This window comes from Yoonia ponticola, from assembly GCF_014199395.1.
GTDB classification, from domain to species: domain Bacteria; phylum Pseudomonadota; class Alphaproteobacteria; order Rhodobacterales; family Rhodobacteraceae; genus Yoonia; species Yoonia ponticola.
Map to the genome: position 1 here is coordinate 185783 of NZ_JACIJM010000006.1, position 21462 is coordinate 207244.

Consider the following 21462-nt stretch of genomic DNA (forward strand, 5'->3'; position numbering starts at 1 on the left):
GATGAAACGCATAGCTTCAGGCGGCATATTCGAAGATAAAATCGGATATTGCCGCGCTGTTGTTGCGGGTGGTTTTGTCCACGTGTCCGGCTGCACATATCCGGGCGCGGATGTCCCCACAGACGTCGTTGCACAATGTGCAGGTGCGCTGGACGTCATCGGACAAGCGCTTGAAAAAGCGGGCGTTTCATTCGCTGATGTGATACGCGTGACCTACATGTTGCCTGATCCCGAAGACTTTGCACCATGCTGGCTGTTGCTACGCGAAACCTTTGGTGACAACCCACCGGCGGCCACAATGGTCAGCTGCGGCCTGATCGACCCAAAATACAAAATCGAAATTGAAGTCATGGCATTGGCCCCCGCCGCATAGTCTTTGCCCGTTCTCGAAAGCGTGCGACAAAGATTTTTCGGCTCACACCCGCCAGACCACATTGGACGGACTAGACGTTGCGCCGCATTTGGGGCATGACAAGACTGACGAATTGGAGACGCGCAATGGGCATCGGCTACACAATCAAACGGATTTTCACGTGGTGGGACGGTCAGTCCTTCGGCACGCAGTTTTGGACGTGGCGGAACGGCAAAAAAGTTGGCGAAGACGGCCAAGGTAACATTTTTTACCGCAACGCAGACGACAGCCGTCGCTGGGTCATCTTCAACGGTGCCATCGAAGCATCGCGCATCGACCCTGACTGGCACGGCTGGCTGCACCGGACATGGGACGAGCCGCCAACAGACAAACCATTGATCCACAAACCGTGGGAGCAGCCGCATCAGGTCAACCTGACAGGCACCGTTGACGCCTACGCGCCCGCGGGTTCTTTGCGTGCAGCAACGCCAAAATCCCGCAGCGATTACGAGGCATGGAGCCCCGAATAATCGGGCGCACCAGTGGAATTCATCATGCGCGAGAACCGCACAGAAACGCTTGTCGGTGCCGTGGTTTTAGCGGCAGCCCTTGGCTTTGGCATCTATGCGGCACAGGCTGCGGGCTTTGGATCAAATGCGCAAGGCTATGATTTAACAGCCAGTTTCCGCTCTGTCGAAGGCATCACATCTGGTACGGACATCCGGCTAGCTGGCGTGAAAATCGGCCAAATCAGCGATCTGACCTTGAACCCTGACACTTTTCGGGCCGACGTGACCTTGTCCTTTGCTGGCGGCGTCGCAATCCCGAATGACAGTGCCGTAGCCATCGCGTCAGAAGGTGTGCTTGGCGGTAGTTTCGTAGAAATCGTGCCCGGCGGGTCGCTGGATAACTTCGCACCGGGCGAAGAAATCGAAGACACCCAAGGCGCGATCAGCCTCATTTCGCTATTGTTGAAATTCGTCACCGGAGACAGTGATTCACAATGAAACACCTCGTTTTTGTCGCAGCACTCGCGCTATTTCCCTGCGTCGCAAGCGCCCAACAAGCGCAAACAGCCCAAGGCGGCGAATTGCGTGTGCTGGACAAACTGAACGGGACCGTCACCGACGTATCCCTATCAACCGGCGAATCCACACAGATCGGACACCTCAGCGTCACGCTCACCGAATGCCGCTACCCGCGCGACAACCCGTCAGGCGACGCTTATGCGAACCTGCTCGTGACCTACCGCGACCAAGTCGAACCCGCATTTGAAGGGTGGCTCATAGCGTCGGCACCCGCGCTCAACGCGATGGAACATCCGCGCTACGACGTCTGGGTATTGCGCTGTATCAGGTCCTGAGCGGCGGGAATGGCGGCGTCCGCAGGGAATGTCGCATTAACCTTTAACGCATCGCGCAATAGGGCATGATAGGCCGCACGCTTGATCTCTATCCCGCCAAGTGATGCCAAATGATCCGTGATGAACTGCGTATCAAACAGGGTAAATCCACCCAACCGCAACCGATCCGTCAAATACGCCAGCGCAACTTTTGATGCATCAGTCGCCGTGCTGAACATGCTTTCACCGAAAAACGCGCCGCCAATCGTCACGCCATACACGCCACCAACGAGCGTTTGATCGCGCCAAACCTCGCAGCAGGCGGCGTCTCCTTGGTCAAACAGGCCCGCATATAGATCAAAGATAGTGTCGTTGATCCACGTCTCGTCACGATCAGCGCAACCGCGCACAACGTCCTGAAAACACGTATTAAAGCTGATCCGGTATTCAGCCTTAATCAGCCGTTTCCGCAGGGATCGCGAGATGTGAAAACCATCTAACGGAAGCACGCCGCGAAACTTGGGATCAACCCAGAACACGTCGTCACTGTCGCGCGTTTCCGACATAGGAAAAACGCCAGCCCGATAGCCTTGCAGTAATAGGTCTGGCGTTAATTCGATTTCATCAGTCATTATGATGACTTAGGCAAGGTTTTCTTCGAGCCATTGTTCCAGCCAATGGATCGTATAATTGCCGTCTAACACGTCTTTTTCGGCCAACAGCGCGTGAAACAACGGGATCGTCGTGTCCACACCATCGACAATCAATTCTCCCAACGCGCGGGCCAAACGGGCCAGCGCTTCTGGTCGGTCACGACCATGGACGATCAATTTACCGATCAAGCTGTCGTAATATGGCGGGATTTTATAACCGTCATACAGCGCGGAATCCATCCGAACACCAAGCCCACCGGGCGCGTGATATTGCGTAATCGTACCGGGGCAGGGCGAGAAATTCGGTAGCTTTTCAGCGTTGATCCGCACTTCAATCGAATGCCCGTTGATCACCAAATCGTCCTGCGTGAACGACATAGGCAGACCGGACGCCACGCGCAGTTGTTCGCGCACCAGATCGACGCCAAAAATGCTCTCCGTGACGGGGTGTTCAACCTGCAAACGCGTGTTCATTTCGATGAAGTAGAACTCGTCGTTTTCGAACAGAAATTCGATCGTCCCCGCGCCAATATAGTTAATTTTTGCGACGGCATCCGCGCAAACTTTACCAATGCGGGCACGTAATTCAGGCGTGATGCAGGGGCCGGGGGCTTCTTCGAAAACCTTTTGGTGGCGCCGTTGCAAAGAACAATCACGTTCGCCCAAATGCACCGCGTTGCCTTTGCCGTCACCGAAAACTTGGATTTCGATGTGGCGCGGCGTGGTCAGGTATTTCTCGATGTAGACTTCGTCGTTGCCAAACGCGGCTTTGCCTTCCGCGCGGGCGGAATGGAACGCTTGTTCCATGTCAGCAGCCGTTTTCGCTACTTTCATGCCGCGTCCACCGCCGCCTGCCGTTGCTTTGATGATGACCGGATAGCCTACTTCAGCGCCGATTCGCTGCGCGTCTTCCAAAGTCGGAACACCGCCGTCAGAGCCGGGAACGCAGGGCACGCCGAGCGCTTTCATCGTGTCTTTGGCTGTGATTTTGTCGCCCATAACGCGGATATGTTCGGCTGTCGGGCCGATAAACGCGATATCGTGGTCCTGCAACGCCTGCACGAATGCGGCGTTCTCGGACAAGAAGCCATAGCCGGGGTGAATCGCTTGTGCGCCCGTGATTTCACATGCGGAAATCAACGCCGGAAACGACAAATACGACTGGGCGCTGGATGGCGGCCCGATGCAAATCGCCTCGTCAGCCATGCGCACATGCATCGCGTCGGAATCGGCGGTTGAATGCACGGCGACCGATTTCACGCCCATTTCGCGACAGGCGCGAACCACCCGCAAAGCGATTTCGCCGCGGTTGGCAATGAGGATTTTATCGAACATTATTCGCCCCTTATTCGATAATCACAAGCGGCGCACCGAACTCAACGGGGGCACCATCTTCGACGAGGATCCGTTTGATCGTGCCGGACCGTGGGGCAGGAATGTGGTTCATCGTTTTCATCGCTTCGATGATTAACAATGTTTCGCCTTCGGAAATCTGTTTTCCGACAGTCGCAAATGCTGCAGCACCTGGTTCTGCGGCCATATAGACAGTGCCGACCATCGGCGACGTCACCGCACCTGGGTGGCTTGCCGGATCGTCACCGCTGGTTGCGGCGGGCGCTGCTGCTGCAACGGGTGCCGCTGCGACAGGTGCCGGCGCTGCCGAAATCACCTGTTGTGGTGCTGGTTGCGTGTAGCGTCCAACCCGTACATCAAGGCTGTCGTTTTCCGCGTAGTCGCGTTTTACCCGCAGTTCGGTCAGGTCGTTTGCGCGTAGCAATTCAGCTAACGCCTGAATAAAGCTGACGTCGCTATCGTGAGAGGTTGTTTTGCTCATGTCGTCCTCGGCCCGTTGCCCACTGGTTTCGTTGCCTTGCGTCTATGGCAAGGCTGATCGGACCGCTTATAGGGTAACGGCGGCGCAGTGAAAAGCCAGAGCATCATGGAAAGTGACGAAGCGTCGGAATTGACAGTCTAAAACTTACGTGTCGTCGCCTCATCCTCTTCACGATAGGGTAACATTATCACGCCATACGGTTTCAACGTCTGTTCAATCGTTGGTGTGGGCTTTTCTGGTAAATCCACGCTTAACAATTGCGACCGATCGACCTGCGCAGTGCGCGGGGTGATTTCAGTCGTTTTTGCGATCTGCGTGGCGGGGGCGGCCGCGACAGTCGCAATCGCGGTGCTGATCACTGCTTCACTTTGGTATTGTGGTGCGGGGCGTTGCGCTAAGGAAACTTCCATTTCTGACCTCAATGTTAAAACTACATTGGTCTAGTTTCCGACAATTTCCTTAGCAAAGTGTGAACAACGGCCAGACATAGACAATTGTCCAAATATTTTTAGATCGCGAGGTACTGCGACCGCAACGCTTCGTCCTCTAAAACCTCTTGCGCGGACCCGTCGTAGACCACCGTTCCGGTGTCCAGAATCACCGCCCGATCCGCCAGCTTTAACGCAGCGACCGCGTTTTGCTCAACAATCACCGTGGTAATGCCTTGATCGCGAATTATATTTAACGTCTTGGCAATCTCTTGGACGATAACCGGTGCCAGACCTTCGTAAGGTTCGTCCAACAGAAGAACCTTAATATCGCGTGCAAGGGCGCGTGCAATCGCGAGCATTTGCTGTTCGCCACCAGATAGCGTCACACCCTCTTGTTTCTTGCGTTCCCCCAAGCGTGGGAACAGCTCGTAAATCCGCTCGAGCGACCACCCAATCGGCGGTGCGATCTGTGCAAGTTGCAGGTTTTCCTCAACCGTCAGGCCCGCAATGATGCGCCGATCTTCGGGCACAAGCGCAATGCCAGCCGCCGACGCCTGATGCGCCTTCATCTGGTGCAAAGGTTGACGGTCGAGCCAGATTTCCCCGTGCTTTAACGCCGGATCATCCAGCCGTGCAATCGCGCGCAGCGTTGACGTTTTACCAGCGCCGTTCCGCCCCAAAAGCGCAAGAATCTCGCCCTCGTGAATGTTAAAACTCACGTTCTGCACGATGTAGCTTTCGCCGTAATACGCCTCGATTTCCCACACGCTTAGAAAAGCAGGGTGGGTCGCCGCGTTATTCGCGTTTTTATTAAATGGTTGGTTCATAAAGTGTCTCCACGTCCCGATTTTTCTGGAAAAATCGAGGTTTTAAACTTGGGCTTCACCTAAGTACGCTTCACGCACTTTGGGATGACCTTTGATATTTTCAGGCGTTTCTTCGACCAGCGGTGTCCCCTGCGCCAGAACGGTGATCCGCTCGGCAAGGCTGAACACAACGTGCATATCGTGTTCGATAATCGCCATGGTGATGTCGCGTTTGGCTTTGATTTCCTTGAGCAAATCAATCGTGTTGTTGGTGTCCGCGCGGGCCATGCCAGCCGTCGGTTCGTCCAGCAACAAAAGTCGCGGTTCTTGCACCAGACACATCGCCATTTCCAACCGCCGTTTATCACCACGCGACAGCGACGACGCCACCATATGCCGTTTTTCCAGCATATTCACATCCATCAAAATCGCCTCGGCGGTCTCGTGAATATCGGTTTCGTGCCGCGTGCTACCAATAGCATGTAATCGAAACGCCCCGTCACGTTTGGCAAAACACGGGATCATTACGTTTTCAAAAACCGTTAAATCTGCAAATATTTCAGGTGTTTGAAAGACGCGGCTTATCCCCATCTGATTGATCTCATAGGGTTGCCGCCCCAACACAGATTGCCCGTCAAACATGACCGATCCGCTATCGGGAACCAATTTGCCGACCAGCACGTTTAACAGCGTCGATTTACCAGCCCCGTTCGGCCCAATAATCGCGTGTACCGTGTTCTCGGCAATGCTCAGGTTCACGTCGCCCAAGGCCTGCAACCCGCCAAAGCGTTTGTTGACGCCTTTTACTTCAAGGATACCCATTAGACCGTTCCTTTTTCAGCTGATGTCGCTGCGCTCTCGGGCGCTTTTTTGCGGCGGAATTTAGCGCCGATCCGTTGGCCAAGCTCGACCAAACCACCCGGCAGGAAGATCACAACAGCCATAAACACAAGTCCCAACGTCAGGTGCCAGCCTTTCCCGATAAACGGATGGATGATTGCCACGAAAAAGTTTTCGAGCCCATCCGGCATGAAAGCAACCCAGCCATGCACAACATTGTCGTTGATCGTCGAGACGATGTTTTCCATGTATTTGATCACGCCAGCGCCCAAAATCGGGCCGATCAGCGTGCCAACACCACCCAAAATCGACATGATCACGATCTCACCAGAGGCGGTCCAGAACATCCGTTCCGCACCCGTCAGCGGGTCCATCGCAGCCAGCAAACCACCAGCCAATCCGGCATACATGCCAGATATGACAAAGGCGGTTAGCATATAGGGCCGCGTCGAAATACCTGTGTAATTCAACCGGTTCTGGTTCGATTTGATCGACCGCAGGATCAGGCCAAACGGTGACCGAAAGATACGGATCGCCAGATAAAACGACGCGATCATCAAGATACCGGCGAGGTAATAACCGTTCTGGAAAACAAAGCTCCACCCGCCAACATCCCACGTAAACGAACTGTTCATTTCCAGCCCGAACAGATGCGGCGTCTTTGGCCCATCCCCCAGCAGAATCTGCGGATCGTCATTATAGACCTGCAAACCCGTCTCACCGTTGGTGATCGGGGTGCCGATGACTTTGCCCACAAGGTCCGAATAGGCGATCGAATACATCATCTGCGCAAAGGCCAGCGTCAGGATCGAAAAGTAGATCCCAGACCTGCGCAGCGACACATAGCCAATCACGACCGAAAACAATCCGGCCACGATGACAGACAACACAATCGCAGGGACGATGTTGTAAGACAGTAATTTGAACATCCACACGGCTGCAAATGATCCGACACCCAAGAAAGCGGCGTGCCCAAATGACAGATATCCGGTCAATCCAAACAAAATGTTAAAACCAATCACCAAAATCCCGAAAATCACAAACCGCTGCAACAAGGCGGGATAACCTGCATTAAACTGCGCAAAGGCGCTACCAGTGGGGAAGGGGTTCAGCAGGATCGGCGCTAGCAGCACCATCAAGCAGACCACAATAAAGAGTGTCGTATCTTTTCCGTTCATACCAAGCATGATTATTCCTCCATCACGCCCTTGCGTCCCATTAAGCCGCGAGGCCGGGTCAGCAAGATGATGATTGCAACAAGATAGATGATGATTTGGTCAATGCCGGGCAGGATGGATTTGACTTCGTTCATCGACGCAAACGACTGCAAAATTCCCAACATAAATCCGGCAAGCACCGCACCGGGCAGCGACCCCATGCCGCCAACAACAACGACCACAAACGACAGCACCAAAAAGTCCATACCGATGTTGTAATTCGGGCTAAGGATCGGCGTGTACATCACACCCGCCAGTCCCGCCACAGCCGCCGCAAGCCCGAACATAAAGGTGAAACGCTTGTCGATATCGATGCCTAACAGGCCCACAGTTTCGCGGTCGGCCATGCCCGCACGGACAACCATGCCGAACGTGGTGAACTGCAAAAACACAAACACAGCGGCGATAATGACCATTGAAAACAAGAAGTAAACCAGACGCCAGATGGGGTAGATAATCGCGTTCGGTTCAAACCCGAGCATCACACCAAAGTCCATCGCACCAGCAAAAGCGGCAGGGGCAGGGGTCGGGATCGGGTTCGCGCCAAAGTTGGCTTTCACGATCTCGCCGATCACAATCGCCAGCCCGAAAGTCACAAGGATCTGGTCCGCATGTGGGCGGTGGTAGAAGTGCTTAATCAGCCCGCGTTCCATCACAAACCCCACGAGGATCATGACCGGAATCGCGAATAGGATCGCAATTGGGACAGCCCAATCGATCAGAGACGCGCCCATTTCGGGGCCGAACCAGGCATGCACATAAGGCGTTTCGACCTTTAGCGGATTGCCCAAGAAATCTAATTGGGTCTCGTCAACCATTTCGAAACTAATCGATAATAGACGTGACACAGAAACAGAGCAGAACGCTCCGATGAGAAACAGGGCGCCGTGGGCGAAATTCACCACACCTAGCGTCCCAAAGATTAACGTCAGACCCAAGGCAATCAATGCGTAAGCAGAGCCTTTGTCTAAACCGTTGAGAATTTGTAGGATAATATCGTCCATCGACCCGCCTTTTTACCAGTCGTTACTGATACGGCGCATCTTATGTGATGGCCGTTTACGCCCCGTTCCCCCGAGGTGGGTAAGACCGGCACGGATGCCGGTCTTGGATGTCGTGATTGGCTTATGCGCCTGGGTTACATTCGCCCAAATCGCCGCCCGCGAACATCGGGTGGTCTGGCTCATATTCAACCTGCGCACGTGGCGTGACTTCTACGATTTCCAGCGTATCGAACTGGTTGGTCGGGTTATCTGTACCCTTCATGACCAACACGTCCTTAAAGCACTGGTGGTCCGCGCCGCGATACGTTGTTGGACCGTTGCCCATGCCGTCGAAATCAAAGTCTTCCAACGCTTCGGCAACGCCGCACGGGTTAAACGTGCCAGCCCGCGTGACCGCATCCGCATAGAGCAGCGTTTGCACGTAACATGTGTGCGCCGCACCTGATGGAGGGAAGCCGAACTTTTCGCCAAAGGATTTCACGAAGGCTTTGGTGCCTTCATCTTGCAACTGCCAATTCCAGTTCATCGACCCGAACACGCCCTGAATGTTGGAACCCGCACCTGCGGCCATCAATTCAGAATACAGCGGCACGATGATCGTGAAATCTTTGCCGTTAACCTGTTTGTCCTTCAGGCCAAACTGAACAGCCTGCGTCAAAGAGTTAACCATGTCCCCACCGTAGTGGTTCAGGATCAACGTATCCGCGCCAGAGTTCAGAACGGGGGCGATATAAGACGAGAAATCACCAGCGCCCACAGGGGTCAAAACGTTCTGGTTTGTGGTCCAACCCAAAGCTTCAGTAGATGCTTGGATCGATTCCTGCTGTGTCCAACCCCATGTGTAATCTGCGGTCAGGTGGTACGCATTCCGCTCGTTGCCATATTCTGCTTCCAGAACCGGACCAAGTGCCGCACCAGACATGTACCCGTTAAAGAAGTGACGGAAACCATTGGCTTTTTTGTCTTTACCAGTTGTGTCGTTCGAGTGCGTCAAGCCGGCCATAAAGATCACGCCAGCGTCTTGGCACAGACCTTGAACCGCAACAGCAACGCCCGACGACGAGCCGCCGTTAATCATGATGCAGCCGTCTTTCTGGATCATGGATTGTGCGGATGCACGGGCCACGTCAGATTTAGTTTGCGTGTCGCCTGTGACGAACTCGACTTTGTGACCTAAAATACCGGTCCCATCGAGGTTTTTCTCAGAAAATGTGTTCAGTAAACCACCGTCACCGATACCGTTCAGATGCTCAACGGCCAGTTCTTGGGCGCGTAATTCGTCAAGACCTTCTTCGGCATATGGACCCGTTTGCGGCACGTTAAACCCGAATTTGACAGGACCGCCGTCAGCAGGGGCGTTGGTGAAACCAGTGTGGCCATCCGCGCGTAGATACGTCGGAACGGCAAGACCGGCACTCGCAATAGCGCCTGTCTTCAACACGCCACGACGCGAGAAGTTAGAATTGGACATTAAAATCCTCCCTTTTAATTTCGCTGTTCGGGCCTCCTCACCCTTGCAGCTCGCATTTTACATGCTGCACGCATCTTGCGGGGCTGTTGTGAAGTTACCAACAGGGCATTGAAAAACGGTCACTTTTTTGTAAAGTAATGGACATATATTTTGTAAATCTTGTAAATTGATTATCGACAGGGTGCAGAAAACGTCTGATTTTAACTGGAGAATTCGCGTGGCGACACATGCAATGACAGGTTCTCGAATCCGCGAAAGGCGTCTGGATCAGGGCATCAGGCAGGCTGATGTGGCTGCCGCCGCAGGAATTTCCGCCAGTTATTTGAACCTGATCGAGCACAACAAACGCAGAATCGGCGGGAAGTTGCTGCAATCCTTGGCCCGCGCTTTGGACGTCGATCCGGCTAGCCTGTCGCAAGGGGCGGAACCTGCCATTGTCGACGGTATGCGGGCGGCTGCGGCACGTAGCGCGCACCCGATTGACACCAACCGCGCCGAAGACCTCGCCACCCGATTTCCGGGCTGGGCAGGGTTAATAGCGGCGCAGGAATCTCGCGTTGATGCGCTAGAGGCAGAGGTGCGCGTGCTGCGCGACCGCATGACCCACGATCCAGCCTTGGCAGGCGCGCTGCACAACGTGATTACCGCCGTGACATCGATCCGCGCCACGGCGGGCATTCTGGCCAGCGACGACACGATTGACGCGGATTGGCAGCGGCGTTTTCACGTTAACATCCACGACGATAGCCGTCGCCTTGCCGTGGAAAGCGAAGCGCTTGTCGCCTATCTCGATCCGCCCGCGCAGGATACCACATCGCGCGACTACCTCGTTGGATTTGAAGAGGTCGAAGCGTTTTTGACGCGTGAAACCAAATTGTTAGACTGGATAGAGGTGCACCCAACCGCCAACCCCGAAACCTTGCTAAACCAATATGACGCCCCCCATTTGTCACGCGAAGGCCGCGCACTACTCTTGGCACACATGGCACGTTTCGCCGCCGATGTGCGCCTGATGCCCAAGGCGACATTCAGCCCCGCTGCGATTGGCGCTCAGGGCGATCCTGCGGTCCTCGCGGCGCAATTTCATGCCGATTTACCCGCCGTATTGCGCCGCTTGGCCAGCTTACCGCCGAACGTCGATCTAGCCCCCATGGGCTTGGCTATTGCGGACCCGACAGGGGCGTTAACCTATCTTAAAACCATTCCCGGTTTCACGCCGTCGCGCTATACCGCTGGTTGCCCGCTTTGGCCGCTCTTCACCGCCCTGTCGCAGCCCATGCGCCCCGTCAAAGCCGAAGTCGTTTTGCCGGGACAGGCTGGCGCGCGCTTTATGTGCTACGCCATCGCGGTGCCCAAAACGGCCGCAGATTTCAGCAATGCGCCAGTGTTAGAAACCACGATGCTGGTTGTCTCTGACCCAGCTCCAGAACCCGTTGAGCCTATCAAGGCAGGAGTGTCGTGCCGCGTCTGTCCGCGTGCGCAATGTCCGGCACGCAGGGAACCGTCAGCCATCAACACGTTTTCTTAACTAAATCCGCTAAACGCTTCGTTTTGTTAATCTTTCGAAAACCCGCATTGCACATAAGATGTTTCGCGTGCGAAACAATCGTGGGTTGTTTTTGTCGAGATTTTGCAACGAAAGGCCGTGATATTCGACATTTCCGTCTTTGACAGAGCCATGCAATGTCGCAATACTCAGCGAAATTAAATTGCTATAATATTATTTGGGGGGAAATAATTTATGGGCAGACGTGTCCTATTGATCGAGGACGAACCGAATATCATTGAGGCGATCAGCTTTATTTTGTCCCGCGACGGGTGGACCGTGCATACCCACGAAGATGGGACCACCGCGATGGACAAAGTGCGGGCGACGCCGCCAGACCTGATTATTCTAGACGTGATGTTGCCCGGTCGCAGCGGTTTCGACATCCTGCGTGACATTCGAGCCGAGCCCGATTTTGCCAGATTACCCGTGATGATGCTGACCGCGCGAGGGCAAGCCAAAGACCGCGATCTCGCCCTACGTTTAGGCGCTAACCACTTCATGACAAAGCCATTTTCAAATCAAGACGTCAAAGATTACGTGCGCAAGTTGATGGAAGAAACCAGCTAGATGCGAAACGCGCTACAGGCCAGTCCGACGAGCAAAATGCCGGTCTATCTGGCCCGCGCATCCTATCGGCAACGGCGCTTGCGCGATGTCATGCGCGTACTGCCATTCGTCGGATTTCTGGCGTGGATCATGCCGACAATGGCGGGCATTTTACCGGCAAGCTCGACGGTCGGGCTGTACATTTTTGCTGTATGGATGATTTTAATCGCTTCATCCGCCCTGATCAATCGCCGCCTGATCCGCCAAGCTGACGACAGTTTGGTGGACACGTCCAGCACAGCCTAGGCGGTCGGTGAATGTCGTTTAACCTACTGATTTTTGTATCACTTACCTATGTGGCATTTCTTTTCGGTGTCGCATTCTGGGCCGAGAAAAAAGCGCAAACGACCTTGGCCGAATGGCTCAGCGGGCCCGTCATCTACACGCTATCCCTATCGATCTATTGCACGGCATGGACGTTCTACGGCGCGGTCGGTTACGCTGCGCGATCGGGATTGGAATACGTGACAATTTACCTTGGGCCGACGCTGGTTATGGTCGGGTGGTGGTGGATTTTGCGTCGCTTGGTCCGCATTGCACGGGCGCAACGGATCACCTCAATCGCCGATTTGATCTCTAGCCGCTTCGGTAAATCCGGCTGGTTGGGTATGATTGTCACCGTCATGGCGGTGACTGCAGCGACGCCCTATATCGCGTTACAGTTGAAATCCGTGACGCAATCGTTCTCGGTTTTTGCAACCACAAGTGGCGGGCCATGGGAACAAGCTGACCTGAATACATCGGCTCTTTGGGTCGCCGTCGGCCTTGCTATTTTCACCGTATTATTCGGCACGAGAAGCGTGGATGCGAATGAACGACACAGCGGGATTGTGATCGCTATCGCGGTCGAAGCCGTGGTCAAGCTCGTGGCGCTGGTCGCCGTCGGTGTGTTCGTGATCTGGGGGCTTGCGGGCGGGCCGTCCGCCGTATTGGCGCAGATAGATGCGTCGAAAATTGCCCATTTTGAACCCCAAGGCGGGCGTTGGGTTGCTATTATTTTCCTGTCTGCAGCAGCGTTTATCTGCCTGCCGCGCATGTTTCAGGTCTTGGTCGTCGAAAATCCAGACGAACGGAATCTGCACATGGCGAGCTGGGCATTCCCGGTCTATTTGATGCTGATGTCACTGTTCGTTTTGCCAATCGCCGTCGTCGGTTTGCAGCTGATGCCCGAAGGATCAAATCCCGATTTATTTGTGCTGACGCTGCCCATGTCACAGGGCGAAAACGGACTTGCGATGCTAGCATTTCTTGGCGGTTTTTCGTCTGCTACGTCGATGGTGATCGTGTCGACAATCGCGTTGGCAACGATGGTTTCAAACCACATTATTGTACCGCTTTGGTTGAAAGTGCGACCGCAGGGTGCATTGGTTTCGGGCGACATTCGCTACGTCAACGTGTTGGCCCGACGCTTGTCGATCGCGGGCATTTTAGCACTTGGTTATCTATATTTCCGCATCTCGGCAGGCGGGGCGGCGCTGGCCGCTATTGGCTTGGTGTCGTTCAGCGGCGCGGTCCAAGTATTACCTGCCTTACTAGGTGCTATTTTCTGGCGTGGGGCGACGCGAGTTGGCGCGGGATTGGGTCTTGTCACAGGGTTCGCAGTATGGATCTGGACCCTCTATATACCCAGTTTTGGCGCGGACGCACTGCTATCCCAAGATGTGCTGACTAACGGCCCATTCGGCTTATGGTGGTTACGTCCAAACGCGCTGTTCGGCTTAGAAGGCATGGACCAGTTGGTGCATGGCTTATTATGGTCGTTATTGCTAAACGCGCTCGTGTTTTTTGTGGGCTCGGTCTTCAGCTTTCCATTGCCGCTTGAACGGTTTCAAGGCGTGCAATTTGTGAATGTTTTCGAGATGTCGCCAGACACGACAACTTGGACGAACAGCGAAGCCCGAGCGGACGATCTGTTAATCATGGCGCAGCGCATTTTGGGGGGAACCGAGGCGCAGGCCTTGTTCCAAAAAGCGGCTGCTGAGCAAGGCAAAGAGGGCTATTTGCCAGACGTCACGCCCGATTTCGTCCTACGGTTAGAGCGCGAATTGGCGGGGTCCGTCGGGGCCGCAACCGCGCATGCGATGGTCGGGCAATTGACCCAAGGGGCGGCAATTTCGGTCGAAGATCTGATCGCCGTGGCGGATGAAGCCGCGCAGATTTTAGAGTACTCAAACGAGTTGGAAGCCAAGTCAGCAGAGCAAGATCGCACGGCGCGTGCTTTGCGCGAAGCAAACACGAAATTGACTGCGATTTCAATTCAGAAGGACGCGTTTTTAAGCCAGATTTCTCATGAATTACGCACGCCAATGACTTCCATTCGGTCCTTTTCAGAAATCTTGCGAGAAGCAGATCTATCGCCCAAAGAGCACGTGAAATACGCCGGAATTATTCATGACGAAGCGCTGCGTTTGACGCGGTTGCTCGACGACTTATTGGACCTGTCGGTGCTCGAAAACGGCCAAGTGACGCTGCATGTGCACACTGGGCAGCTGGACGATTTACTGGACCGTGCGATTGACGCGGCGGGGGGGCAAAACGGCGGTTTACGAATTTTGCGAAATCGCGATCGCGAGGACATTGCGTTAACCACAGATTTGGACCGTTTGGTGCAGGTTTTTGTAAATGTCATCGCCAACGCGCAAAAATATTGCACGCTCGATGACCCGACTTTGCGGATCAATGTACGTCAATTGAACGGGCGAAATGTGATCGATTTTGTCGATAACGGCAGCGGGATTAGTGTCGAAAATCAGTCGATGATATTCGAAAAATTCGCACGTTTTGAAGATGAAGGGCAGGCTGGTGGCGCGGGGCTAGGTCTTGCGATTTGCCGCGAGATTTTGGGGCGTTTGGGCGGCGAAATTAGTTACGATCCGCTGCAAAACGGGGCGGCGTTTCGGGTAACGTTGCCTGAAAATAGCGCGGTGGTAAAAGACGCGCCGCTGTTAGCGATTCAGTAATATATTCCGGTGTATTTTAGGTGAAATGCATTGGCATCGTTGGGTGCTGTATACGATTCGACGAGTCTGGTTCGGGGTTTATGACAAGACAGGTAGCACATGACGTCCTGCGCCGAATGGCGTCACCGCCGCCGCCGGCGCCTGAAGATGTACCCATTACGTCCTCGCGGGCGATCCGGCTTGCGATAACGCGGGCCGCGGACAAAACGCATGGTTTCGCGTTAAGCGTGAGTTCATTACGTGAGGAAGTGTTGGATTTAGATGCTTTGATCGAGGCGTTTGACCCCGCGTTGATGTTGATCGCGTTGATGTGCGATGGGCGGATTGCGGGCCTCGCAGCACTTGATTTAGACATGCGCGCGGCCTTGGTTGAAGTGCAGACCGTTGGTCAGATACTAGGCGACGCACCGGAAGATCGGACCCCGACCGGCACGGACGCAAGAATGGCACAGCCGATAATCGCAGCGTTTTTGGCACATTTACAAGAAACGGCAGAACGCACGGCACTAGATGCGTGGGGGGCGGGCGTCGCGGTAGGTGACAAAATCGCATCGGCACGCGCCGCAGGACTAATTTTAGACGATGGCAGGTATCGGTTGATCCGGTTGGCACTGAATTTGGGTAACGGCGACCGCACAGGGGAGTTCACGGTGGCCTTGCCATGCCGCGAAGAGGTCGTCGCGAAGGCAGTAGAACCAGAGGAAACGGTCGATTGGGATGATCAGTTTCGCCGCGTTATTGATGGATCTCCTGCGCGGTTAAACGCAGTTTTGCACAGCTTTAAACTGCAACTGCATCAGGCGGAATCATTGGCGGTGGGGCAGGTTGTGCCACTACCCGGCTGCACGGTGTCATCGGTGAAATTACTGGCGGGCGACGGACGCAAAGTTGCAACCGCGCGATTGGGGCAATCTGGTGGTATGCGTGCTGTGCGCATTGAGGCAGCACCGCATTTGCAGATGTCCGAGATAGCTTATCCGCAAGACAGTGAGGACGTCGACGAGAGATCTATGAAGGGTCAAGGATTTGATATCGAAGGTGCGCGTATGGAAACAGGCGGGTCGCAAAATGAGATCGTCTCGGCAAGCTTGCCAACCGGTGGCTCGCATGCCGACATGACGTTGGATACAACCAAACAGGAGGATGAACGACAAGAAGCGCCAGAAAATGCTTAGATCAAGACCTTTGTTGAGCCAGCATTTCAAGCTGCGGGTGCAGGCCGCGTAGATCATATCCGGCATTTGACGTCGCTTTGATGATGTCATCGCTCGGCATATCACCAGCTTGGCCAAGGGACCATGCAATCGACGACCGTGTGCCGGATGCGCAATAGGCCAGAACCGGCCCGTCTGCGGTATCAATAGCCGCGCGGTGTGCTGCGACGTTTTCGGCGTTCATCGTCTGATGGGTTAACGGAAGTTTTGTAAAGCCCAAACCGGCGGCTTTGGCGGCGGCGGCCACGGCCTCTGCATGGCAATCGGGGGTGATTTCGCTGTCGGGTCGGTTGCAAATAATCGCAACAAATCCAGCATCGGCGATGGCTTGGCAATCATCAGGCGCGATTTGCGGGCTGACGGCGTAGGTCGGTGTGATTTGACGAATTTCCATGGGTGTCTTTTAGAAGCCTGAATGTGAAACGTCTAGTCGCAAGCGGCGATGATTAACTTAACACGACACCAAAGACGACCATCATCAGGCCTAAGATCGAAAACAGCAGTGATCCGATGTTAATCGGGAAGATCGCGGTGAGTTTGAGCCGTAAGGCGTCGTCGTCTAGTCCGGCTTTGCGCGCGGAAGATACCGCCACGATACTATATACGATGCCAACAAGCCCAATCATGGAGATTGCAGCTCCGGTCCATACCATCCATTCCATCACAATCCCCTTTGTTGATCGCCGCAGGCCTAACGTCGGAAAGGCGTGTATGCAAGGGTTGCAGCCATGCGCGAGGCTCGCTACTGAAGGGAAAAAGACGCCCAAAGGAGACCACCATGAGCGACGTTATTTCCGACACCGCGAGCACAGTTGCCGGCCAAGAGTTGCGCCAGTTCATTGAACGGTACGAGCGCCTTGAGGCTGAGAAAAAAGACATCGCCGATGGTCAAAAAGAGATCATGGCCGAAGCCAAAGGGCGCGGCTACGACACCAAAGTGATCCGCAAATTGATCGCGATCCGCAAGCGTGACGCAAATGATTTGGCCGAAGAAGAGGCCGTGATGGAAATGTATATGGCCGCTTTGGGCATGTGATTTTAGCGGTCATATCCCGACGTTCGTCAGAGAATATGACCGTAAATCAAATTGTTAAGGCATGATGAAATTCACGCCGGGCATGGCGCGGATCAGATCAACGTCAGCATCGTAGTTATCGGTCAACTGCTCAACCAATTCTTGGGTGAAGTCCGGCAGATCGATATCTTCGTCCAGCGCATCATCCATGGCGTATTTGTTCAAGAACGCCATGATGATTTTAAGTTCATGCTGCGGCGTGGGTGGCGGATTATTTTTGAGGTAGCCTTTCATCCGCTGCATGCCTTCTTTTTCCATGATCGTCGTCAGCAAATCATAGGTCCCGACCAGCGGCACGGTATCAGGCACACCCGCGATTTCGCGCATCAAGCGCCCCCAAATCAGCGGCGTATCTTCGTTACACCAAACCGTCAGTTTGCAGTTCGGCGCCACGTGCTGAATGCGTTTGATAACGTCAGACCAGCGCACTTCGGCAGGGTACATGCCCCGCATAAAGCTGCCGAGATCGTCGAATTTCGACTTGGCAAAGGTTTCGGGGATGAACGTCGCCGGATTGCGCAGCGAGAGGCACAGTTCAACATCGTCACCTGGGAAAAGTTGTAAAAGCCCGCGCAGTTTCGGCTCGACCAGCGCATAGAACACGCCTTTGTCGAAAATTCGGTTCGGAATGCAGATGAAGTTGGAGTTCGACAAAACAAGCCGCTCCGTCGGCTCGTCGTCCAAAATCGCATCCAGCAAAATAGATCGCGTATCATCAGCAGGTGTTGCGCCATCAAGTCCTTGAATTGTTTCGCGAATAAGGCGTCTGTAGTTGCTTGGGCCTGGTACTTTGACCCCGTCTTCGGACAAAACGCCCGCATTGCGTAGCAATGATTTGAGCAGTCGGTCTTCGTCCGTGCAATTTGCGCCGATGTGATAAACGATTTCCATACGATCCTAACCTACTCGTTATGCGTCTTTTTATCATAGTCCAATTTCTGGACAGTTAAACTGCTTTCGGCTATCGGAATTTTATGTCCGATCAAATCCGTCAGTTATTGCCGTCGCAGGCAAGTCGCCCCAAAATTGATCGCTGGTCCATTGGTGCCATCGTGATTGCAACCCTTGTTGTGCTGCCGATTGCAGCGGTTTTGTGGTTCGCGTTGACCCCGACCGATAATATTTGGCCACATTTGATGGCCACGACGTTTCCCCGATACTTACGCAATACTGTTATCTTAATGTTAAGCGTCGGCATGTTAACTGCCATTGTCGGGACAACAACTGCGTGGCTTGTGGTGATGTATCGGTTTCCGGGCCGCAAGTGGGTGCAATGGGCGTTGCTGATGCCATTGGCGGTGCCGGCATATGTTGGCGCTTATGCGCTGGTTGATTTTTTGGAATATGCGGGACCCGTGCAGACTATGTTGCGCGGCCTCATGGGATGGGAGACCTCTGCCGATTACATTTTTCCCGCAATCCGTACGCGGTCATCCGCCGTCGTGGTCTTGTCCGCGTCGCTATATCCTTACGTTTATCTACTGGCCCGCGCTGCATTTCGCGAACAGTCGGGGGCAGGGTTCGAGGTCGCACGCGCCTTGGGCGTCGGTCCGTGGGGGCGTTTCTTTCGCGTAGGGCTGCCATTGGCGCGGCCTGCGATTGCGGCTGGCGTGGCTGTGGTCATGATGGAAACTGTCAACGATTTTGGCACTGTGGATTATTTCGCAGTGCAAACGCTGACGACCGGAATTTTTACCGTATGGTTGCAAGGCGGTAACCTCGGCGGGGCTGCACAATTGGCGACCTGCGTTCTGGGGATGATCGTGTTTTTGGTGGTGCTTGAGAAATTCAGCCGCCGCCGCAGTAAATTTTTCGCTTCAGCCCGTGGTCAGCGTCCGGTGTCCTTGACGCAGCTGAAAGCAGGGCAGGGCGCGATTGCGTTTGTCATCTGTCTGATTCCCGTTCTGGTGGGATTCTTTTTACCGGTAGGGGTCTTGGTCAGCCACGCGATGGACGCCGACCAATGGGTCGCACCGGGCCTGCGCAAGGCCCTGTTCCACACGATCACCGTAGCGGGGCTGGCGGCGTTCCTGACGGTCGTTGGCGGTTTGTTCATGGTTTATGGTGTACGGTTATCAAAGCGCCGCCTACCGCGCTTGTTGATGCCTGTGACGGCGATTGGCTACGCCGCACCAGGCGCGGTTCTGGGCTTGGGCATCTTGGTGCCGCTGGCTGCGTTGGACAACCGATTTGCCGATGGTGTCTTGGCGCTGACAGGCTACGATCCGGGCCTGCTGGTGACGGGAACGGCAGGCGTTTTGGTGATCGCATACGTCGTGCGATTCTTTGCAATCGCCCAAGGGACGGCCGATGCGGCGTTCGGACGGGTGTCACCAAGCCTTCCGATGGCCGCAAGGTCGCTTGGGCAGGGGGCAGGTGGCGTTTTAAAGAGAATTTATTTGCCTCTGATGCGGGCCTCTGTGGGCTCTGCGATGCTGCTGGTTTTCGTCGACGCGGTAAAGGAATTACCGGCCACTTTGCTCTTAAGACCCTTTAGTTACGATACTTTAGCGACACGGGTGCATGCCAAGGCATCGCTCGAAAACATCAGCGAAGCGGCACCTGCGGCGTTGATGATTACCTGCGTTGGACTGCTCGCCGTCATTTTTCTTGCGAAAGCGCATAAAGAGGGGTTGCAGAGGTGAGAATCCTTTTCTAAAAGCAGCCGCAGTGCCCCTATAGCTCAGCTGGTAGAGCAACTGATTTGTAATCAGTAGGTCCGCGGTTCGAGTCCGTGTGGGGGCACCATTTCATCATCCAGTTTTATCCAATGACATCCGATTAGCCCTTATCTATAAGGGGTTTATCGATATCGTTTGTCCGATGCTGTTTTATAACATCCAGCAGCGTACCCCCAGAAAAGGGGTATATTTGGGGGTACGATGAAATCTGGAAAAAGTGCGTACCCCCACCATGCCACTCAGCGATATAAAGATTCGGAATCTGAAATCTAGCGATAAAGCTTACAAAGTCAGCGACTTTGAAGGCCTGTTTGTACTCGTGAAGGTGAGCGGGGCGAAGTCTTGGCGGTTCAAGTATAGAATCGACGGCAAAGAGAAGTTGCTCGTGATTGGCGATTATCCGGCTGTGACGTTGGCTAAGGCGCGTCAGGCGCGTGATATGGCGAAAGCGCAACTGGCGGATGGGATTGATCCCAATGAAGCCAAGCAAGAAGACAAACGGATTCGCTTAGAAGCCAAGGGGCAGACTTTTGCCAAGATCGGCGAGACGTTTCTGGCTAAGCAGCGCAAAGAGGGAAAATCGGCGGCGACGCTATCGAAGACCGAATATCACCTCAAACTTGCGAACCAAGATTTTGGCCGCAAACCGATCACCGAGATCACCGCACCGATGATCCTCAAGACGCTGCGCAAGGTCGAGGCGAAGGGCAACTATGAGACAGCGCATCGCCTGCGTGCCCGTATCGGTTCCGTGTTTCGTTATGCCGTGGCCAGCGGCATTGCTGAGACTGATCCGACCTATGCGCTGCGTGACGCGCTGATCCGACCGACCCGGGTTCACCGTGCCGCTATCGTTGAGCCAAAGGCTTTGAGGCGCTTGATGGTGGAAATCGACGGGTTTGAGGGGCAGGCGACTACGCGGATTGGTTTGAAGCTGTTGGCAATCCTCGCACAAAGGCCGGGCGAGATCAGGAATGCGGTTTGGTCTGAGTTTGATCTTGAGGCGCGTGTCTGGTCGATCCCCGCCGCGAAGATGAAAATGCGCCGCGACCATAATGTGCCATTGCCGGAACAAGCGATTGCTTTGCTCAAAGAACTGAAGCTGATGAACAATCGCGGCGACTATCTCTTCCCGTCACTGCGCACATGGACGCGCCCGATGTCAGAAAACACCTTGAACGCGGCTTTGCGCAGGATGGGTTATGCGGGAGACGAAATGACGGCACATGGTTTCAGGGCGTCGTTCTCAACCTTGGCAAATGAAAGCGGCATATGGAACCCTGATGCGATTGAGCGAGCGTTGGCGCATGTAGAGAAGAATGAGGTACGACGGGCATATGCTCGTGGGGAGCATTGGGATGAGCGTGTGCGACTCGCCGATTGGTGGGCTGGTTTCTTGGAGGCACAGCAGTCAGGTTAATTGCGAA

24 protein-coding genes and 1 tRNA gene are annotated in these 21462 nt (G+C 54.5%); 13 read left to right on the plus strand and 12 right to left on the minus strand.

Annotated features, from left to right (window positions below):
• The first annotated feature begins 1 nt into the window (after nt 1).
• The 4 genes from FHS72_RS12205 (at nt 2) to FHS72_RS12220 (ending at nt 1715) form a co-directional block, all read left to right on the plus strand.
• Nucleotides 2-373 (plus strand): RidA family protein, encoded by a 372-nt coding sequence (locus FHS72_RS12205; protein ID WP_183529494.1) that lies wholly within the window; start codon nt 2-4, stop codon nt 371-373.
• A gap of 125 nt (nt 374-498) precedes the next feature.
• Nucleotides 499-882 (plus strand): NADH:ubiquinone oxidoreductase subunit NDUFA12, encoded by a 384-nt coding sequence (locus FHS72_RS12210; RefSeq protein WP_183529582.1) that lies wholly within the window; start codon nt 499-501, stop codon nt 880-882.
• A 24-nt stretch (nt 883-906) separates the two neighbouring features.
• Entirely contained in the window at nt 907-1359 is a 453-nt protein-coding gene (gene mlaD / locus FHS72_RS12215) for an outer membrane lipid asymmetry maintenance protein MlaD (RefSeq protein WP_183529496.1), read from the plus strand.
• The gene (locus FHS72_RS12220) at nt 1356-1715 is read left to right on the plus strand and encodes a DUF2155 domain-containing protein (RefSeq protein ID WP_183529498.1); all 360 of its coding nucleotides are present in this window, start codon (nt 1356-1358) and stop codon (nt 1713-1715) included. Before mlaD ends, FHS72_RS12220 begins: the two co-directional genes overlap by 4 nt.
• Here FHS72_RS12220 and aat read toward each other — a convergent pair.
• The 9 genes from aat to FHS72_RS12265 form a co-directional block, all read right to left on the minus strand.
• Entirely contained in the window at nt 1679-2326 is a 648-nt protein-coding gene (gene aat / locus FHS72_RS12225; RefSeq protein ID WP_183529500.1) for a leucyl/phenylalanyl-tRNA--protein transferase, read from the minus strand. The two genes, FHS72_RS12220 and aat, sit on opposite strands and share 37 nt — an antisense overlap.
• Before the next feature lie 9 nt (nt 2327-2335).
• Nucleotides 2336-3682, minus strand: a complete 1347-nt coding sequence (accC, locus tag FHS72_RS12230) for an acetyl-CoA carboxylase biotin carboxylase subunit (RefSeq protein WP_183529502.1) — start codon at nt 3680-3682, stop codon at nt 2336-2338.
• Nucleotides 3683-3692: 10 nt separating this feature from the next.
• Nucleotides 3693-4181 carry an acetyl-CoA carboxylase biotin carboxyl carrier protein gene (accB, locus tag FHS72_RS12235; RefSeq protein ID WP_183529504.1) on the minus strand — a complete coding sequence of 163 codons (489 nt, stop codon included), beginning with the start codon at nt 4179-4181 and terminating at the stop codon, nt 3693-3695.
• A 137-nt stretch (nt 4182-4318) separates the two neighbouring features.
• Nucleotides 4319-4591, minus strand: coding sequence for a hypothetical protein (locus FHS72_RS12240; RefSeq protein WP_183529506.1), 273 nt, complete (start codon nt 4589-4591; stop codon nt 4319-4321).
• A gap of 98 nt (nt 4592-4689) precedes the next feature.
• Nucleotides 4690-5439, minus strand: coding sequence for an ABC transporter ATP-binding protein (locus FHS72_RS12245; RefSeq protein WP_183529508.1), 750 nt, complete (start codon nt 5437-5439; stop codon nt 4690-4692).
• A gap of 42 nt (nt 5440-5481) precedes the next feature.
• Nucleotides 5482-6240 carry an ABC transporter ATP-binding protein gene (locus FHS72_RS12250; protein WP_183529510.1) on the minus strand — a complete coding sequence of 253 codons (759 nt, stop codon included), beginning with the start codon at nt 6238-6240 and terminating at the stop codon, nt 5482-5484.
• On the minus strand, nt 6240-7445 hold the full coding sequence (locus FHS72_RS12255; protein ID WP_183529512.1) for a branched-chain amino acid ABC transporter permease: 1206 nt from the start codon (nt 7443-7445) through the stop codon (nt 6240-6242). Before FHS72_RS12255 ends, FHS72_RS12250 begins: the two co-directional genes overlap by 1 nt.
• A 2-nt stretch (nt 7446-7447) precedes the next feature.
• On the minus strand, nt 7448-8479 hold the full coding sequence (locus tag FHS72_RS12260; protein WP_183529513.1) for a branched-chain amino acid ABC transporter permease: 1032 nt from the start codon (nt 8477-8479) through the stop codon (nt 7448-7450).
• Between the two features lie 121 nt (nt 8480-8600).
• Entirely contained in the window at nt 8601-9950 is a 1350-nt protein-coding gene (locus FHS72_RS12265; protein ID WP_183529515.1) for a substrate-binding protein, read from the minus strand.
• A gap of 232 nt (nt 9951-10182) precedes the next feature.
• Between FHS72_RS12265 and FHS72_RS12270 the strand changes: the two genes are divergently transcribed.
• The 5 genes from FHS72_RS12270 to FHS72_RS12290 all read left to right on the plus strand — a co-directional run bounded on the left by FHS72_RS12270 (nt 10183) and on the right by FHS72_RS12290 (nt 16240).
• Nucleotides 10183-11478, plus strand: a complete 1296-nt coding sequence (locus FHS72_RS12270; protein WP_221235411.1) for a helix-turn-helix transcriptional regulator — start codon at nt 10183-10185, stop codon at nt 11476-11478.
• A gap of 213 nt (nt 11479-11691) precedes the next feature.
• Nucleotides 11692-12066: a response regulator transcription factor gene (locus FHS72_RS12275; protein WP_183529519.1), complete on the plus strand. Its 375-nt coding sequence runs from the start codon at nt 11692-11694 to the stop codon at nt 12064-12066.
• The gene (locus tag FHS72_RS12280; RefSeq protein WP_183529521.1) at nt 12067-12351 is read left to right on the plus strand and encodes a hypothetical protein; all 285 of its coding nucleotides are present in this window, start codon (nt 12067-12069) and stop codon (nt 12349-12351) included. It begins immediately after the preceding gene.
• Between the two features lie 11 nt (nt 12352-12362).
• Nucleotides 12363-15065: an ATP-binding protein gene (locus FHS72_RS12285; RefSeq protein WP_183529523.1), complete on the plus strand. Its 2703-nt coding sequence runs from the start codon at nt 12363-12365 to the stop codon at nt 15063-15065.
• Between the two features lie 80 nt (nt 15066-15145).
• Nucleotides 15146-16240 (plus strand): FliM/FliN family flagellar motor switch protein, encoded by a 1095-nt coding sequence (locus FHS72_RS12290; protein ID WP_183529525.1) that lies wholly within the window; start codon nt 15146-15148, stop codon nt 16238-16240.
• A 1-nt stretch (nt 16241) separates the two neighbouring features.
• Here the strand turns inward: FHS72_RS12290 and FHS72_RS12295 are convergent, their stop codons facing one another.
• On the minus strand, nt 16242-16673 hold the full coding sequence (locus tag FHS72_RS12295; protein WP_183529527.1) for a protein tyrosine phosphatase family protein: 432 nt from the start codon (nt 16671-16673) through the stop codon (nt 16242-16244).
• Nucleotides 16674-16725: 52 nt separating this feature from the next.
• Nucleotides 16726-16941, minus strand: a complete 216-nt coding sequence (locus FHS72_RS12300; protein ID WP_183529529.1) for a hypothetical protein — start codon at nt 16939-16941, stop codon at nt 16726-16728.
• Between the two features lie 116 nt (nt 16942-17057).
• Here FHS72_RS12300 and FHS72_RS12305 point away from each other — a divergent pair, with 116 nt between their 5' ends.
• Complete coding sequence (locus FHS72_RS12305; RefSeq protein WP_183529531.1) at nt 17058-17315, plus strand: DUF2312 domain-containing protein; 258 nt, start codon at nt 17058-17060, stop codon at nt 17313-17315.
• Between the two features lie 54 nt (nt 17316-17369).
• Here the strand turns inward: FHS72_RS12305 and FHS72_RS12310 are convergent, their stop codons facing one another.
• Complete coding sequence (locus FHS72_RS12310) at nt 17370-18245, minus strand: hypothetical protein (protein ID WP_183529534.1); 876 nt, start codon at nt 18243-18245, stop codon at nt 17370-17372.
• Nucleotides 18246-18328: 83 nt separating this feature from the next.
• On the opposite strand from FHS72_RS12310, the gene FHS72_RS12315 reads away from it, so the two are divergent.
• The 3 genes from FHS72_RS12315 (at nt 18329) to FHS72_RS12325 (ending at nt 21455) form a co-directional block, all read left to right on the plus strand.
• A complete protein-coding gene (locus FHS72_RS12315; RefSeq protein ID WP_183529535.1) occupies nt 18329-19999 on the plus strand; it encodes an ABC transporter permease in 1671 nt (556 codons plus the stop codon).
• Nucleotides 20000-20026: 27 nt separating this feature from the next.
• Nucleotides 20027-20102: transfer RNA gene (locus tag FHS72_RS12320), tRNA-Thr, on the plus strand.
• Between the two features lie 165 nt (nt 20103-20267).
• Nucleotides 20268-21455 carry a tyrosine-type recombinase/integrase gene (locus tag FHS72_RS12325; protein WP_183529537.1) on the plus strand — a complete coding sequence of 396 codons (1188 nt, stop codon included), beginning with the start codon at nt 20268-20270 and terminating at the stop codon, nt 21453-21455.
• Nucleotides 21456-21462 lie beyond the last annotated feature (7 nt).

What these genes read in the sequence shown, in the direction of transcription:
- FHS72_RS12205 (WP_183529494.1), top strand. Translation starts at nt 2, where the DNA reads ATGAAACGCATAGCTTCAGGCGGCATATTCGAAGATAAAATCGGATAT.
- FHS72_RS12210 (WP_183529582.1), top strand. Translation starts at nt 499, where the DNA reads ATGGGCATCGGCTACACAATCAAACGGATTTTCACGTGGTGGGACGGT.
- mlaD (WP_183529496.1), top strand. Translation starts at nt 907, where the DNA reads ATGCGCGAGAACCGCACAGAAACGCTTGTCGGTGCCGTGGTTTTAGCG.
- FHS72_RS12220 (WP_183529498.1), top strand. Translation starts at nt 1,356, where the DNA reads ATGAAACACCTCGTTTTTGTCGCAGCACTCGCGCTATTTCCCTGCGTC.
- aat (WP_183529500.1), bottom strand. Translation starts at nt 2,326, where the DNA reads ATGACTGATGAAATCGAATTAACGCCAGACCTATTACTGCAAGGCTAT.
- accC (WP_183529502.1), bottom strand. Translation starts at nt 3,682, where the DNA reads ATGTTCGATAAAATCCTCATTGCCAACCGCGGCGAAATCGCTTTGCGG.
- accB (WP_183529504.1), bottom strand. Translation starts at nt 4,181, where the DNA reads ATGAGCAAAACAACCTCTCACGATAGCGACGTCAGCTTTATTCAGGCG.
- FHS72_RS12240 (WP_183529506.1), bottom strand. Translation starts at nt 4,591, where the DNA reads ATGGAAGTTTCCTTAGCGCAACGCCCCGCACCACAATACCAAAGTGAA.
- FHS72_RS12245 (WP_183529508.1), bottom strand. Translation starts at nt 5,439, where the DNA reads ATGAACCAACCATTTAATAAAAACGCGAATAACGCGGCGACCCACCCT.
- FHS72_RS12250 (WP_183529510.1), bottom strand. Translation starts at nt 6,240, where the DNA reads ATGGGTATCCTTGAAGTAAAAGGCGTCAACAAACGCTTTGGCGGGTTG.
- FHS72_RS12255 (WP_183529512.1), bottom strand. Translation starts at nt 7,445, where the DNA reads ATGCTTGGTATGAACGGAAAAGATACGACACTCTTTATTGTGGTCTGC.
- FHS72_RS12260 (WP_183529513.1), bottom strand. Translation starts at nt 8,479, where the DNA reads ATGGACGATATTATCCTACAAATTCTCAACGGTTTAGACAAAGGCTCT.
- FHS72_RS12265 (WP_183529515.1), bottom strand. Translation starts at nt 9,950, where the DNA reads ATGTCCAATTCTAACTTCTCGCGTCGTGGCGTGTTGAAGACAGGCGCT.
- FHS72_RS12270 (WP_221235411.1), top strand. Translation starts at nt 10,183, where the DNA reads ATGACAGGTTCTCGAATCCGCGAAAGGCGTCTGGATCAGGGCATCAGG.
- FHS72_RS12275 (WP_183529519.1), top strand. Translation starts at nt 11,692, where the DNA reads ATGGGCAGACGTGTCCTATTGATCGAGGACGAACCGAATATCATTGAG.
- FHS72_RS12280 (WP_183529521.1), top strand. Translation starts at nt 12,067, where the DNA reads ATGCGAAACGCGCTACAGGCCAGTCCGACGAGCAAAATGCCGGTCTAT.
- FHS72_RS12285 (WP_183529523.1), top strand. Translation starts at nt 12,363, where the DNA reads ATGTCGTTTAACCTACTGATTTTTGTATCACTTACCTATGTGGCATTT.
- FHS72_RS12290 (WP_183529525.1), top strand. Translation starts at nt 15,146, where the DNA reads ATGACAAGACAGGTAGCACATGACGTCCTGCGCCGAATGGCGTCACCG.
- FHS72_RS12295 (WP_183529527.1), bottom strand. Translation starts at nt 16,673, where the DNA reads ATGGAAATTCGTCAAATCACACCGACCTACGCCGTCAGCCCGCAAATC.
- FHS72_RS12300 (WP_183529529.1), bottom strand. Translation starts at nt 16,941, where the DNA reads ATGGAATGGATGGTATGGACCGGAGCTGCAATCTCCATGATTGGGCTT.
- FHS72_RS12305 (WP_183529531.1), top strand. Translation starts at nt 17,058, where the DNA reads ATGAGCGACGTTATTTCCGACACCGCGAGCACAGTTGCCGGCCAAGAG.
- FHS72_RS12310 (WP_183529534.1), bottom strand. Translation starts at nt 18,245, where the DNA reads ATGGAAATCGTTTATCACATCGGCGCAAATTGCACGGACGAAGACCGA.
- FHS72_RS12315 (WP_183529535.1), top strand. Translation starts at nt 18,329, where the DNA reads ATGTCCGATCAAATCCGTCAGTTATTGCCGTCGCAGGCAAGTCGCCCC.
- FHS72_RS12325 (WP_183529537.1), top strand. Translation starts at nt 20,268, where the DNA reads ATGCCACTCAGCGATATAAAGATTCGGAATCTGAAATCTAGCGATAAA.